The 14,529-nt window shown below is 63.6% G+C and carries 11 protein-coding genes; 8 read left to right on the forward strand and 3 right to left on the reverse strand.

The genetic code is table 11. The features are described 5' to 3' along the window. Positions 1-4 precede the first annotated feature (4 nt). Entirely contained in the window at positions 5-1,693 is a 1,689-nt protein-coding gene (locus AB7290_RS11790) for an aspartate:alanine exchanger family transporter (RefSeq protein WP_231142799.1), read from the reverse strand. 135 nt (positions 1,694-1,828) lie between these two features. Here AB7290_RS11790 and AB7290_RS11795 point away from each other — a divergent pair, with 135 nt between their 5' ends. From AB7290_RS11795 to AB7290_RS11815, 5 genes are all read left to right on the forward strand, one after another. Beyond that, a complete protein-coding gene (locus tag AB7290_RS11795; RefSeq protein ID WP_231142798.1) occupies positions 1,829-2,503 on the forward strand; it encodes a YoaK family protein in 675 nt (224 codons plus the stop codon). Then, positions 2,500-4,197, forward strand: coding sequence for a SulP family inorganic anion transporter (locus tag AB7290_RS11800; RefSeq protein WP_231142797.1), 1,698 nt, complete (start codon positions 2,500-2,502; stop codon positions 4,195-4,197). Before AB7290_RS11795 ends, AB7290_RS11800 begins: the two co-directional genes overlap by 4 nt. Before the next feature lie 183 nt (positions 4,198-4,380). Then, positions 4,381-7,134 carry a decarboxylase gene (locus AB7290_RS11805; RefSeq protein ID WP_283017293.1) on the forward strand — a complete coding sequence of 918 codons (2,754 nt, stop codon included), beginning with the start codon at positions 4,381-4,383 and terminating at the stop codon, positions 7,132-7,134. A gap of 12 nt (positions 7,135-7,146) precedes the next feature. Continuing rightward, complete coding sequence (locus tag AB7290_RS11810) at positions 7,147-8,844, forward strand: aspartate:alanine exchanger family transporter (protein WP_063981861.1); 1,698 nt, start codon at positions 7,147-7,149, stop codon at positions 8,842-8,844. Positions 8,845-8,879: 35 nt separating this feature from the next. Beyond that, entirely contained in the window at positions 8,880-9,314 is a 435-nt protein-coding gene (locus AB7290_RS11815) for a hypothetical protein (RefSeq protein WP_063981862.1), read from the forward strand. A 55-nt stretch (positions 9,315-9,369) separates the two neighbouring features. Here the strand turns inward: AB7290_RS11815 and ppk2 are convergent, their stop codons facing one another. Both ppk2 and AB7290_RS11825 read right to left on the reverse strand, forming a co-directional pair. Beyond that, positions 9,370-10,170, reverse strand: a complete 801-nt coding sequence (gene ppk2, locus AB7290_RS11820) for a polyphosphate kinase 2 (RefSeq protein ID WP_231142794.1) — start codon at positions 10,168-10,170, stop codon at positions 9,370-9,372. Between the two features lie 2 nt (positions 10,171-10,172). Beyond that, positions 10,173-10,625 (reverse strand): hypothetical protein, encoded by a 453-nt coding sequence (locus AB7290_RS11825; RefSeq protein WP_028149181.1) that lies wholly within the window; start codon positions 10,623-10,625, stop codon positions 10,173-10,175. 174 nt (positions 10,626-10,799) lie between these two features. Here AB7290_RS11825 and AB7290_RS11830 point away from each other — a divergent pair, with 174 nt between their 5' ends. From AB7290_RS11830 to AB7290_RS11840, 3 genes are all read left to right on the forward strand, one after another. Then, positions 10,800-11,210: a hypothetical protein gene (locus AB7290_RS11830; RefSeq protein WP_063981864.1), complete on the forward strand. Its 411-nt coding sequence runs from the start codon at positions 10,800-10,802 to the stop codon at positions 11,208-11,210. Then, positions 11,203-12,435: an HlyD family secretion protein gene (locus AB7290_RS11835; protein WP_283017292.1), complete on the forward strand. Its 1,233-nt coding sequence runs from the start codon at positions 11,203-11,205 to the stop codon at positions 12,433-12,435. The genes AB7290_RS11830 and AB7290_RS11835 overlap by 8 nt, the downstream gene beginning before the upstream one ends. A 143-nt stretch (positions 12,436-12,578) precedes the next feature. Next, entirely contained in the window at positions 12,579-14,468 is a 1,890-nt protein-coding gene (locus tag AB7290_RS11840) for a sensor histidine kinase (protein ID WP_283017291.1), read from the forward strand. Positions 14,469-14,529: the final 61 nt, after the last annotated feature.

Here is a 14,529-nt window from a genome sequence, read left to right on the forward strand (position 1 = left end):
TCCGTCAGCCGGTGTAGGTGAGGGCCACGATAATCGGGCCGAGTACGGTCAGGACGACATTGCCGACGGCGTAGGGCACAGCGACGCCGAGCACCGGCGTCTGGCTCTCGGCGACGTCGCAGGCTCCGGTCACCGCAGCATCGACGGTCATGGCGCCCGCCAGCGCACCGCAGGTGATGACCGGATTCATGTGCACCACATAGCGCGCAAACAGCGTCGCGACGATTAGCGGCACCAGCGTGACGACCAGGCCCATTCCGACCAGCAACACCCCGTGGGCCTGGATCGCAGTCCAGGCCGCGGCTCCGTTGCCGAGACCGATGGCGGCGATGAAGCCGCCGAGCCCGAGATCGCTCAGCGTCTGCTGCGCGGCGGGCGGCAAAGCGCCGATAGTCGGCCGGCGCGACCGCAGCCAGCCGCAGACGAGGCCCGCGATCAGCGCGCCGCCGCCGCCGCCCAGGGTCAGCGGAATACCGCCGACCTTGAAGCTGATGAGGCCTGCGAGCAGGCCCGCCGCGATACCGGTTGCGAGAAAAGCGATGTCGGCGCGGTCGCCGGAGCGCAAGATCTGTCCGACTTTCGTGGCGGCGCGCTCGATGTTGCGGGTGCTGCCGACGAGCGTCATGACGTCGCCCACATAGACGCGGGTATCCGGGCCCAGGGGGACCTCGCGGCTCATCCGGGTCAGCGTGCGGAGATAGACGCCGCGTGCGTCGTTGCCGACGCGTTCGGCGATCTCCTTGATCGACCGGCCATGGAGATCGCGGCTGTCGACGAGGACGTTGATCACGTTGCCCGGAATAGCCTTCAGAATCTCGTCGGCATCGATCTCCTTGCCGATGACCGGCTTTGCAGCGACGAGGGACGCCGTTCGCCCGGCAATGACGATGTCGTCGCCCGATTCGAGAATGGTGTCGAGGCGCGGCTCAACGTCGGCTCCATCCCGCACGATTCGCTCGACGACAGTGCGGCTGCCGATTTCCTCTTCGATATCCTTGACCGTGCGTCCCGCGGCGGTCGAGACCCGATAGGCGCGCGCTTGGAACTTCCGATAATGGAGATTTTCGTTCTGTGGCGGATTGCCGCCGGAAAGCTCCGCCTCCAGCTTCGCCGCCTCCTCCTTCAAATCGACCCCCATCAGCTTCGGCGCGACAAACGGCACGTACAGGAGTGTGAGGATGTAGCCGAGGACGTAAGTGACGGCGTAGCCGGCGGCGATGTTCGCCTCCTGCTGCTTAAAGGCGTCGTTGGGCAGGCCGAGTTGCGCCAGCGCGCCAGAGGCGGTGCCGATGATGGAGGATTGTGTCAGCCCACCGGCGGCAAGTCCCGAGGCCGTGCCCGGATCGAGCTTGAACGTGAAGGCGAATATCAGGACGAGGATCAGACCCGTGCCGCCGAGCACGAGCGCCATGACGACCTGCGCCAGAGTGCGGATGCTGAGGGACGCGAAGAACTCTGGGCCGGACCGGTAGCCGATCGTGAACACGAACAGACTGAACAGAATCACGCGCAGCAGCGAGGGGAACGTAAAGGTCCCGAGCTGGCCGATGAGCACGGCGACGACCAGGATGCAGGCCGTCGTTCCGATCGAGAAGCCGCGAACCTTGACGCGACCAAGCACCGTACCAATCGCAATGGCGAGCAACAGGAAGATCTCCGGAGCCGTGGAGATGATCCACCTAACGGTGCCCATGGCGCATGCCCTCCAGCAATTTCCGCCGAATCTGGTTCATGGAACCAGGCGACGCTTGATCCAGATCAATCCTCCCCCAAGGCAAGCTGTCGCCTATGGACCCATGCAGGAGTTGGGAGAGCCGATGTTTCGGACATGAGCACGATGGATATCGCCGCTGCTTCGTCGATACGCCGCGACGAGACGGTGCAAATTGCGTTGTTGCTCGCCTTCGCCGGCGGCTATCTCGATGCCTACACCTGGATCATCCACGGCGTGATGGCCAACGCGCAGACGGCCAATCTGGTTCTGCTTTGGGTCTATGGTTCGATCGGCATCTGGCCGGAAGCGCTGCATTTTGTCCCACCGATCCTCGCTTTTGCGGTCGGTATCGTGGTCGCAGCGTGGCTTCGCCGCGCGACCGGAGACCGTGCCAGCCCCATCAGCACGTTGATCGAAATCCTGCTGCTGATTGCCATCGGCATCTTGCACAATCGCCTGCCGGACCTCGCCGGCACGCTGGGCATCTCGTTCGTCGCCGCCATGCAGACCGCGGTCTTCACCAGGGTCGAAGGTGTGGCCTACAGCTCGGTGATGATCACCGGAAACATGCGGCAGGCAATTGAAGGCGTATTCGCCGCGGTATCCGGAGGCGGTTCGTTTCGGCGCTCTGGTATTTTTGCCGCACTATGCGGCACTTTCGGCCTCGGGGCCGCCGTCGGTGCCTTCGCGACCAAGCAGATTCCAAATCTGGCGCTTGGTGTCCCCGTGATCGCTCTCCTGACCGTGCTCCTGGGCTGTGAAGCCCGCCGCGCCGAGGCCCGCATATGAACGCGTTCGGGCGGATATCGCGGTTCTTTCCGCCGGCGACCTGGCTCGCGGACTATCGCAGCGCCTGGCTGCGTCCGGATGCCATCGCCGGCATCACGCTCGCGGCCTACGCCATTCCGGTGTCGCTCGCCTACGCGACGCTGGCCGGATTGCCGCCGCAGATCGGCATCTATGGCTATATGCTTGGCGGGATCGGCTACGCGCTGCTCGGGTCGTCGCGCCAGCTTGCGGTCGGTCCGACCTCTGCGATCTCGCTGATGATTGCGGCCACGGTCGGGGCGCTGGCCGGCGGAGACGCGGCGAAATATGGCGAGATCGCGAGCCTTGCCGCCTGCGCGGTGGCGCTGTTGTGCCTGATCTCCTGGCTGTTCAAGCTCAGCGTTCTCGTTCGCCTGGTCAGCGACAGCATATTGGTCGGTTTCAAGGCCGGCGCCGGGCTCACCATCATCATGAGCCAGTTGCCGAGCTTGTTCGGCGTCGCCGGAGGCGGTCACAATTTCTTCGATCGCGCCATCAAGCTCAGTGGTCAGCTCGGCGACACGAAGCCGCTCGTTCTGGCGATCGGGGCGATCGCGCTGCTGCTCCTGCTGCTCGGAGAACGGCGTCTGCCGGGAAAGCCGGTCGGACTCACGATCATGGCGCTGTCGATCGTGTTTGCGACGCTGCTTGGCCTTGCGTCCCTCGGGGTGCCGGTCACCGGGACGATCCCCGAAGGGTTGCCGGCGATTGGAATACCCAGGTTTGGTCTGCTCGAGCCCGACGAACTTTTCCCGTTGGCCGCGGGATGCGTTCTGCTGGCCTATATAGAGGGTGTCTCTGCGGCTCGCAGCTTTGCCGCCAAGCACGGCTATGCTCTGGATGTCCGGCAGGAGTTTTTGGGGCTGGGGGCGGCGAACCTGGTCGCCGCCTTCGGCCACGGCTATCCCGTCGCCGGCGGCCTGTCGCAATCCGCCGTCAACGACAATGCGGGCGCGCGCACGCCGTTGGCGCTGGTGATCTGCTCGGCGACGCTCGCACTGTGCCTGCTGTTCTTCACGGGGCTGCTGACGAATCTGCCCAAGGCGGTGCTGGCGGCCATCGTCTTTGCCGCGGTCTACAGGCTGGTCGACGTCCGTGCGCTGCTGCGGATGTGGCATGTCAGCCGGATCGATTTCTATGCTGCGGCGATTGCCCTGGTGTCCGTCCTGCTCCTGGGAATCCTGCAAGGCGTCCTGCTGGCGGCCATCGCGTCGATCGTGCTGCTGCTGGCGCGCGCCTCACGTCCGAATGTGGCGTTCCTCGGCCGGCTCCCGGGTAGCGGCCGCTATTCCGACAATGCGCGGCATGAGGGTGTCGAGCCGCTCGTCGGCGTCATCGCGTTCCGGCCCGAAGCCTCGCTGCTCTACATCAATGCCGAAACGATCAGGGAGGCAGTTTTGGACGCCTTGCTCAGATCGGTCGATATCAAGCTGGTAATCTGCGACCTCTCCGCATCGCCCTACATCGATCTGGCCGGCGCGGGCATGTTACGCGACCTTTACGACGAGCTCGCCTCCCGGCATATCGCCTTCTGCATCGTCGGTGCGCATGCGCAGCTGCGCGATCTGTTGCGGGCGGAGGGGCTGGCGGAGAAGACCGACAGCGGCGACTGGCTGCGGTCGCTGGACAGCGTTCTTGGCGATGCTCAGCCCAACGATGCCCGAGGAACGGTCTGATCTCTCAGCTGCCCTCCAATCGGTCAGCGATGGCCTATTGCGTTGCAAAGAGGCGTCGCCGGCCATGCTCCCGGCCCCGGCATATCGCGCGACCGTTGACTTGGATCAATGGAGCAAGCGGCGCTGCACTCACGATCCGGCATCACTCATGCCCTACGGCTTGATATGGATCGGGAGTGAAACATGTCCAAAGACGCCAAGCCCGCGCAGAAGCGCATCGATCAGTTCCTGTCTGGCCCCGGTGGACGGGCGGACGACTGGCGCGATCTCGTGGAAGCCGCAAAGGTTTGGGCGCGCGGCGGCGATCGTGCGAAATACGATGCCGCGCTGGCCGATCTCTCCGTGACGGAAGAGTTTCACGGCTATCCCGGGCTGCAACTGATGGGGGCTCTGCGGGAAGCGGCCGCCACTGGCGATGCGGCAACGTCGCTCGCCCTTGCGACACGGCTGACGCAGGCCCTGACGACGAGGTCCTTCCGCCAGCATGCCGGCGACTGGAATGTGAATGACGAGGATAATGGTGACGCCTCCGATCTGGTGCCGCAGGTGTTCGGGCAGCACACCGCACATCGCCCCTACTTCGAAACCCTGATTGTCACCGGCCTCTCGTCCGGCAAATGGCCCGCGCTCGTCAATGAATGGCGCAAGCTGCGGCGTCCGGTCGATTCCTTCGTCTATGAGCCGGTCATCGTCGGCAGCCTCGAAGACGCATTCTGCGCCACGATGCTCAACCCCAACATCGCAGCCGTCGTCATCAACGAAGGCTTCACTCTGCGATCGCGACACGACGCGCCGATCTTGCGCACCATGACCGCCACCGCGGGCCTTAATGACGAATCGGATGCGTCCGCACTGCGGCTCGCGCATATCATCAAGCGGGTGCGTCCCGAGCTTGACCTCTATCTGATGTCCAATCGCGACGTCGAGGCGATGGCGGGGGACCCCGAAGCCAGTGTGGTCCGGCGGATATTCTATTCGATCGAGGAACTCCTGGAGCTCCATCTGTCTATCCTCGAAGGCATCCAGGACCGCTTCGACACACCGTTCTTCGACAATCTCAAGAAGTATGCGCAGCGTCCGATCGGGACGTTCCATGCGCTGCCGATCGCGCGCGGCAAATCGGTTTTCAAGTCGGACTGGATCCGCGATATGGGCGAGTTCTACGGCTTGAACCTGTTCCTGGCCGAGAGCAGCGCGACCACCGGCGGCCTCGACAGCCTGCTGGAGCCGACCGGCAACATCAAGAAGGCGCAGGACAAGGCGGCGCGTGCGCTCGGCGCGGATCGCGTGTTCTTCGTCACCAACGGTACCTCGACCTCGAACAAGATGGCGGTGCAGGCGCTGCTCGCGCCCGGCGACATCGCGATCGTCGATCGCAACTGCCACAAGTCGCACCATTACGGCATGGTGCTGGCCGGCGCCCAGCCGATCTATGTCGAAGCGTTCCCGATGACGGCATATTCGATGTATGGCGCGGTGCCGCTGAAGACGGTCAAGCAGGCCCTGCTGAATGCGAAGGCGGATGGCCGGCTCGACCGCGTCAAGATGCTCGACCTGACCAACTGCACTTTCGACGGTCACATCTACAACACCCGCCGGGTGATGGAGGAATGCCTCGCGATCAAGCCCGACCTGATCTTCCTCTGGGATGAAGCCTGGTTCGGCTTTGCACGCTTCTCGCCATACCTGCGGCGGCGGACCGCGATGGGTGCCGCCAATGAGATCGAGGCCTGGATGCACGACCCGAAATCGGTCACGGCCTACGAGAAGCAGCAGGCCGAGCTCGGCAAGAACCCGTCGAACGAGGTGCTGCTCAAGACCCGGCTGATTCCCGATCCGCGTCAGATCCGCCTGCGCGTCTACCAGACCAACTCGACCCACAAGTCGATGTCGGCGATCCGGCAGGGCTCGATGCTGTCGGTCAAGGACGTCGAATTCCATACGGTCGAGCAGCAGTTCAAGGAGGCGGTGTTCACGCACGCATCGACCAGCCCGAACCAGCAGCTCATCGCGAGCCTCGACGTGTCGCGGCGCCAGATGGAGCTCGAGGGCTATGGTCTCGTGGCCAATGCGATGGAGATCGCGTTCGCTATCCGTAATGCGGTCAACAACAATCCCCTGATCTCGAAATATTTCCGCATCCTTGGTGCGGACGCGATGGTACCCGCGCAATACCGCCAGAGCGGCTTCACCGACTATCTCGCGGCCGGCACGAACTGGGCGAACATCCTGAAGAGTCTGGACGACGACGAGTTCTGCCTCGATCCGACCCGGATGACGCTGGTGTGCGGCACCGCCGGTTACGACGGCACGCAGTTCAAGGGCATCCTGGCGAACGAGTACAACATCCAGATCAACAAGACCTCGCGCAACTCGGTGTTGTTCCAGTCCAACATCAACAACACCCGCAGCGACGTCGCGCATCTGGTGAGGGTGCTGGCCGAGATCGCGGGCGAGGTCGACCGCGGACTTGTCCAGGGTGGCGCCAATGCGAAGAAGACATTCGAGGCGCGGGTCAAGAGCCTGATGACCGACGTGCCCGACCTGCCGAACTTCTCGCATTTCCACGATAGTTTCCGCGGCGATGCCGGCACCAAGACCAACGAGGGCGATATCCGCAGCGGCTTCTACTCGGCCTATGACGCAGCCGGATGCGAATATATCCGGCTCGGCGATCCCGAGATCGACCGCCGCCTGAAGGCCGGCCCCGATCTCGTCTCGGCCAGTTTCGTGATCCCGTATCCGCCGGGCTTCCCGATCATGGTGCCGGGCCAGGTCATCACCCAGGAAACCATCGACTTCATGCGCAAGCTCGATGTGAAGGAAATCCACGGCTACGACGCCAAGGAAGGCTTGAAGCTCGTACGCACCGAAGCCTTGGCGAAGATCGGCCGGCCCAAGCCGGGCGCCACGCCGAAGCTGAAGGCCGCATCATAACAGGGGACGGTCATGCAAGGCTTTTTCACGTTCTTGCAGCAGAACCCGTTTCTGCTGCTGTTCTTCGTCGTTGGCCTTGCCGTCTGGATCGGCCGGGCCAGCATCAAGGGCTACGGCCTCGGCATGGTCGCCGGCGCCATCGTGGTCGGCGCCGGGCTGGCGGTGTGGGCCTCGACCTACGGCGTGAAGCTCGAGCTCAACAACTTTGCAAAGAGCTTGTTCTATTACCTCTTCATGTACGGCGTCGGCCTGCGCGTGGGGCCGTCCTTCATCAACAGCCTGAAGGGCGATGGCCTCAAGTTCTGCATCTTGGCGCTGGTGTCCAGCGTCCTTGGTCTGGCGCTCGTCGTCATCTGTTCAAGACTCTTCGCGCTTCCGATCGGCGCGGCTGGCGGCATGCTGGCGGGGTCGCAGACCATGTCGGCCGCAATCGGCTCGGCCGAGCAGGCGATCACCTCGGGCGTCGTCAAGCTTCCTGAAGGCATGAAGCCCGAGGATGCGTCGGGCATGATCGCGCTGTCCTACGGCATCACCTACATCTGGGGTACCGTCGGCATCATCCTGATCTGCAAGTACCTGCCGCGGTGGTGGGGCGTCGATGCCAAGGCGGCGGCCAGGCAGTACGAGAAGGAGTTTGGCGTCAAGGATCTCGAGGGCGGCGGCCTGACCGGTTATCGGCAGTTCGGTCTGCGTGCCTATCGGCTGGAAAATCCGACGCAGGTCGGCATGAGCATCGCCAAATTCCGCTCGATCCATCCGGAGTACCGGATCGTCAACGTGGCGCGCGGCGGCGAGCCGCAGGGAGCCGATCCTGCGTTCGTGCTGCAGAAGGGCGACGTCGTCGCGCTCGGCGGCTCGACGGAGCATCTCACCGACAAGATGGGCCTGATCGGCCCCGAGGTTGCCGACACCACGGCGCTGGGCATTCCCATGGATCAGGCCGACATCCTCGTCACCAACAAGGAGATGGTCGGACGCACCTTTGAATCCTTCCGCGACACGGCGATCGCCGGCCAGTTGCAGGTCACCAAGGTCGAGCGTGGTGGTGTACCACTTGCCGCCGGTCTCAAGACCGAGCTGCAGCGGATGGACATCGTCTCGGTAGTCGGCCTCAAGTCGGCCGTCAACGAACTCGGCGAGATGTGGGGACGCATCGCGCGGACCAATACGTCGACCGACCTGCTGACGCTGGCCGCGGGCATGATCCTCGGTTTCTTGATTGGCATGATCGAATTTCCGGCCTTCGGTGCCAAGATCGGTCTCGGCAATGCCGGCGGTCTGTTGCTGTCGGGCGTGATCGTGTCGTCGCTGGTCTCGCGGCTGCGCTTCTTCGGCAATACGCCGAACGCGGCGCGCAACGTGCTGGAGGACCTCGGTCTCGTGGTCTTCGTCGCCATCGTCGGTGTCAATGCCGGTGCCGGATTGCTGGCGCAGCTTACCGGTGCCGTTGCCTTGAAGATCTTCGTCGCCGGCTTCATCGCCTGCACGATCCCGCCGTTCATCGTCTGGGCGATCGGCTATCACGTCTTCAAGATCAACCCGGCCGTGCTGATGGGCGGCGTTGCCGGTGCGCGGTCGCACTCCGGCCCGTGCCGCGAGGCCGCGGTGGAGATCCAGAGCTCCGTGCCCTGGATCGGATTTCCGGTCGGCTACGCGGTGTCGGGCATCCTGCTCACCGTGTTCGGTTACTTTGCGATGATCCTGGCCTAATAGCTCGACGTCATAACAAGAGGAGAACGTGAGACATGAGAAAAGTCGCCATCTATGCCGCCTTGGCCGTCTCGCTCGCGGGCGTCGCCGGTTTCAGTACGTCATCGCGTGCCGACACCGGCCAGGTTGCCGTGGTCTTCACCAAGGGCGGGTTCATCGTCGGCGTCGGTGGCGGCGAGGGCGTTCTGCTGTACCGGGGCAAGAAATATCCCTTCACCGTCTCAGGCATGAGCGTCGGCTTCACGATCGGCGCCTCGACCACCAAGCTCGTCGGGCGCGCACTCAATCTGAGGGGGCCGGAGTCGATCGAAGGCTCCTACGCGGCGGGCGGCGCGGGCGGCGCGGTTGCCGCGGGCGCCGGAGCCGTTCAGTTGCAGAACGGCAATGGCGTCATCCTCCAGCTCAGCGGGCCGAAGGTCGGCGCGGAAGTATCGGCTGCGGTTGGCGGCGTCACGATCCGGCTGAAATAGGCCCGGGAGGGCGCTCAAGCTAAACGGGCTGCGTCATCGCAGCCCGTTTCGCGTTTCAGTAGCGTTCCTCGACGAACTTCAGGCCGCGCAGGCTTGCCTGGTCGTTGTAACGTCCCTTGTGGGACCGTGGCGGAAGCTTGACCTTCTCCCGCTTGACTTCCTTGTAAGGGATAGTTCTCAGGATGTGCGAGATAACGTTGAGCCGCGCTCGCCGCTTGTCGTCGGAGCGGATCAGTCGCCACGGTGCATGCTTCGTGTCGGTCGCCTCGAACATCATGTCACGCGCGCGCGAGTAATCGTACCAGCGCCCGAACGACTCGGTGTCCATCGGGCTCAGCTTCCACTGCCGCAGCGGATCCTCGATACGCGCCTTGAAGCGGAGCTCCTGCTCCTCCATCCCGACCTCGAGCCAGAGCTTGATCAGGACGATGCCGGCGTCCACGGCGAATTTCTCGACCAGCGGACACAATTCCAGGAAGCGCTTGTGTTCGGTCGGCGAGCAGAAGCCCATGACGTATTCAACGCCGGCGCGGTTGTACCAGCTGCGGTCGAAAATCACGATCTCACCGCCGGCCGGGAATTGCTCGATATAGCGCTGCAGGAACAGCTGGGATTTCTGCCGGTCGGAGGGCGCGGGCAGGGCGCAGACACGGAACACGCGCGGACTCACCTTTTCGGTCAGCGCCTTGATGGTCCCGCCCTTGCCGGCCGCGTCGCGCCCCTCGAAGATGATGATCACCTTCAGTTTCTGGGCTCTGACCCATTCCTGAAGGTGACACAACTCGACCTGGAGTTTTTCGAGCTCCTTCTCATAGTCCTTCCGCTTCATCCGCTCCACGGGCGCGTCCTTGGCCATGCTCAATCACCCCAGGAAATGGTCACGCCGATGTCGCCGGGAACACCGCCTGGAAAATCGATGATCTGATACGCGATGCGATAGCCGCGCGGTTTCAGGTAATCGCTCCAGAGCTGGAAGATTTCCTTCGGAATTCCGGTCAGGGTGTTCTCCCAGCCCGCTTCCATCTGATTGATAGCGCGGCCCTTGTCGGTGCACAGCGTGTTGGGGAAGCGATAGACCTGAACCTCGGTCAAGCCGTTCCGCACCGCACGCTGGATGATCGTCGAGGCGAGCTTGATCTTCTCGTCCTCGGTCTTGCCAGAAGGCTTGCTGAGGCGTTCAATGAGGGCGTGTTTCTCGGCTTCGGCGGCGGCGGCAAGGCGCGCATATTCGTCGGCCTTCGCTGCCTCCTTGAGGGCTGCTTCCTTGCGGATCTGCGTGGCGCTGGGGATGAGATCATCGATGCCGGGCATGGCAGGCGGCTCCTGTTGTTGCACGTCAACTTTCAGGCGAGGCTAGGTGGGGCCGTTCCAGGCCCGTTGATCCAAATCAAGCAATTGCGCCACCCGATACCGACACTGCATTCGACGCATTCAAGTGGAAACGCGCCTGTCGAGGAGAGAACGTTGAGCGAGCAACTTCATCCGATGGCCCCGCATCATCTGCCGTTCTATCTCGCGCCGGGAAGCGGGGTGGACCCGCTGATGGTGGTGATGGGGATCTTCCTGATCGGCACCGTGCTCTGGGTGGGCACGCTCTATTGGAAGCTGCACAGCCTGCCCGAGCGCATGGCGCACAAGTCGCAGAAGCTGCAATTCGAGATCGTGGCGGTGCTGGGCATCATCTCGCTCTTTACGCACTTGCACATTTTCTGGGTGGCAGGCCTGCTGCTCGCGATGATCGACCTGCCCGATTTCGGCACGCCGCTGCGCAGCATTGCCGGCTCCGTCGAGAGGATCGCTGACGCCGCTCCGGGCGACGGGCGCGAACCCGAGCAACCGAGCCCCCCACCGGCAGAGAAGTCAGTCCCCAAGGAGAAGGAGCGCAGCCATGTTTGAGCTCATGTTCTGCTCCCTTCTGACCATCCTGCCCGACTATCTCTACCGCCGCTATGCGCAGGGCAAGCGCTTCGGCAAGGAGATCACGTTCTTTTCCATCTGGTACGAGCTGCGATGGGGCATCACCGGCTGCCTGATGCTCACGGTGTCGCTCATCACCATGATCTTCTACTTTCACCCGTCAACGACCTCGGCGACGCTCTATTACCGTACCGTGCCGATCCTGCCCGAGGGCTCTGGCCGGGTCGCGGAAGTCAATATCGGCTACAGCGAGGCGGTGAAGAAGGGCGACGTGCTGTTCAGGCTGGACGGCTTGAAGCAACGCGCGGCTCTGGAAACCGCCAGGCGGAAGGTCGCCGAGGTTGATGCGTCCCTGACGACCGCGGAATCCGACGTGGTCAAGGCCGACGCGCAGATCGAGGAAGCCAAGGCCAACCTTCAGCAGGCCAAGGATGAACTCGACGTCAAGTCCGAGTTGCAGCGTCGCAATCCCGGCATCGTGCCGCAGCGCGACATCGAAAAGCTGCAGGTGCTCGTCAATCAGCGGCAGGCGGGGGTCGACGCGGCCACGGCTTCCAGGCAGTCGGCGGCCTTGCGCGTGTCGACGCTCCTGCCGGCCGAGAAGGCCAGTGCCGAAGCGGCGCTAGCCGAGGCGCAGGTGGATCTGGACAAGACTTTTGTCCGAGCCGGTGTTGACGGTCGCGTGGAGCAATTCCTGGTCCGCGTCGGCGACGTGGTCAATCAGTTGATGCGACCGGCGGGCGTGCTCGTGCCGGAGGGCGCCGGCCGGCGGGGTCTACAGGCGGGCTTTGGTCAGATCGAGGCTCAGGTTTTGCAAGTCGGCATGGTGGCGGAAGCGACCTGCATATCGAAGCCGTGGGTCATCATTCCGATGGTTATCACCAGTGTGCAGGACTACATCGCGGCCGGACAGTTCCGAAGCGGAGAGCTGCTCATCGAGGCGCAGAATGTCGCGCAACCTGGCACGATCCTGGCTTTCATGGAGCCACTCTATAAAGGTGGACTTGAAGGCGTGACGCCGGGCAGCAGCTGCATCGTCAACGCCTATACCAGCAATCACGAGGAGATCTCGGCGAAGGAGACCAGCACCGGCCGCGCCATTGCCTTGCATGTCGTCGACGGCGTCGGGCTGGTGCATGCGATGCTGCTGCGCATCCAGGCGCTGCTGCTGCCGATCAAGACGCTGGTGCTGAGCGGGCACTGAGGTCCCAGGTCGAATTGTTTCGCGAACGGACCGTCCTGCGTGCAGCTTGACCGCGTCCTCGGCACTGTCGAAGCGGCCCAGTTCTCGCTAGAATTGTGGTCCGGAGGCGCCGGAGCGCGGCCGAGGCGGAGGGGAGCGGGCGCATGACCAGGGCGTCGGTCAAGCAGTGGCTGGTTGCGACCACGCTGTTGGGTCTCGGCCTGTTGCTCGCCGCGTGCATGCTGTCTGGGCCCGCGCGAGCCGCTGAGCCCGGCTCGGCTGCGCGCAGCGAGCCAAAGCGCGTGCTGATCCTGCATTCCTTCGGGCGCGAGTTTCGCCCCTGGAGTGAATATGCGCGGAGCATCAAGGCCGAACTCGGGCGGCAATCGCCCTGGCCGCTCGACGTCCAGGAGCACACGCTGCTCAGCGCGCGCTTCAACAATCCGGGCCCGGAAGCGCCCTTCGTCGAATATCTCAGTTCGCTCTACCAGGGCAAGCCGCCCGACATCGTGCTGAGCATCGGCGCACCCGCGGCGCGGTTCGTGCAGAGATACCGTGCGAAGCTCTTTCCGGAAGCGCCGACGGTGCTGACCGTGGTCGAACAACGGCTGGTGAACCGCCCGGATCTCACCGAGAATGACGTGGTCGTGTCCGTCCGCAATGATTTCGTGGCGGCCTTCGAGAACATTCTCAAGCTCTTGCCCGATACCAAAACGGTTGCCATTGTGGTCGGTGCCTCGCCCCTCGAGAAATTCTGGATGGACGAGGTGAAGCGGGAGTTGAAACCGCTGGAAGGCCGGCTCGACCTCGTCTGGTACTCCGACCTGCCGTTTGAGGAGATCCTGAAGCGCGCATCGGCGCTTCCGCCTCATTCCGCGCTGTTCTGGGGGCTGATGTTGGTCGATGCCGCCGGCAATGTCCACGAGGGTGATATCGCCCTGCACAGGCTGCATGCTGTCGCGAACGCGCCGATCTTCTCGTATCAGGAGCCTTTCTTCGGCGACGCCAGCGTCGGCGGTCCCATGCACTCCGTCGCCGAAACCAGTTCGAAGACCGTCAGTGCCGCGATCCTCGTCCTCGGTGGCGAGAAGCCGACCCGCATCAAATACGAGCCGATCGGATTCGGGCCGCCGAAATATGATTGGCGGGAGTTGCAGCGCTGGGGGATCAGCGAGACCAGTCTGCCGCCGGGGAGCGAAATCCTGTTTCGTGAGTCGACCGTCTGGGATCGCTATCGCTGGCAGATGCTGCTGATCACGGCCGTGATTTTGATACAGGCCGGCTTCATCGGCGGGCTTCTGAACGAGCGCCATCGCCGTCAATTGGCCGAGATCGAGTCGCGACAGCGCCTGGCCGAACTCGCCCACGCCAACCGGTACTCGGCCGTCGGCGAGTTGACGACGTCGATTGCCCACGAGCTGAACCAGCCGCTCGGCTCCATTCTGACCAATGCCGAGACGGCGGAGCTCATGCTCAAAGCCACTTCACCCGACATCAACGAGATCCGCCAGATTCTAGCTGACATCAGGCGCGACGATCAGCGGGCGTCCGAGGTCATCCGCAGGCTTCGCAGCGTCCTGAAGAAGCGGCCGTTTGAAATCAAGGACACCGAACTGAACGACACGGTACGGGAAGCAATTGGCCTGGTGACGGCGCTCGCCGACGGGCGCCGGATCACGCTGGCTTACGCGCCAGCCGCCGCGGAGCTGCACGTCAAGGGCGATCCCGTACAGCTGCAGCAGGTCGTTCTCAACCTGATCATCAATGCGTTGGATGCGGTCTCCGAGGCGGACATGAAGAAGCGCGAGGTCAGCGTATCGACCGGGCGCGCCGGAAGCTACGCCGAGATCCGGATCGCCGATACCGGTTCGGGCATTGCGGTCGGCGACCTCGCGAACATCTTCACTCCATTCTTCACGACGAAGCCTCAGGGCATGGGTATGGGGCTTGCAATCGTCAAGACCATCGTCGAGGCCCATCACGGCACCATAGCCGCCGAGAACCAGCCGTCGGGCGGCGCGCTGTTCACGATCAGGCTCCCGATCATCCACTAGCGCAGACGTTTTGTGCTCGGGCAGCGCGGCATTGCTCTCGCGCCGCAACACGGCGGCGAAG

Source organism: Bradyrhizobium sp. 613_E4_N2_2 (assembly GCF_052075995.1).
Lineage (GTDB): Bacteria > Pseudomonadota > Alphaproteobacteria > Rhizobiales > Xanthobacteraceae > Bradyrhizobium > Bradyrhizobium barranii.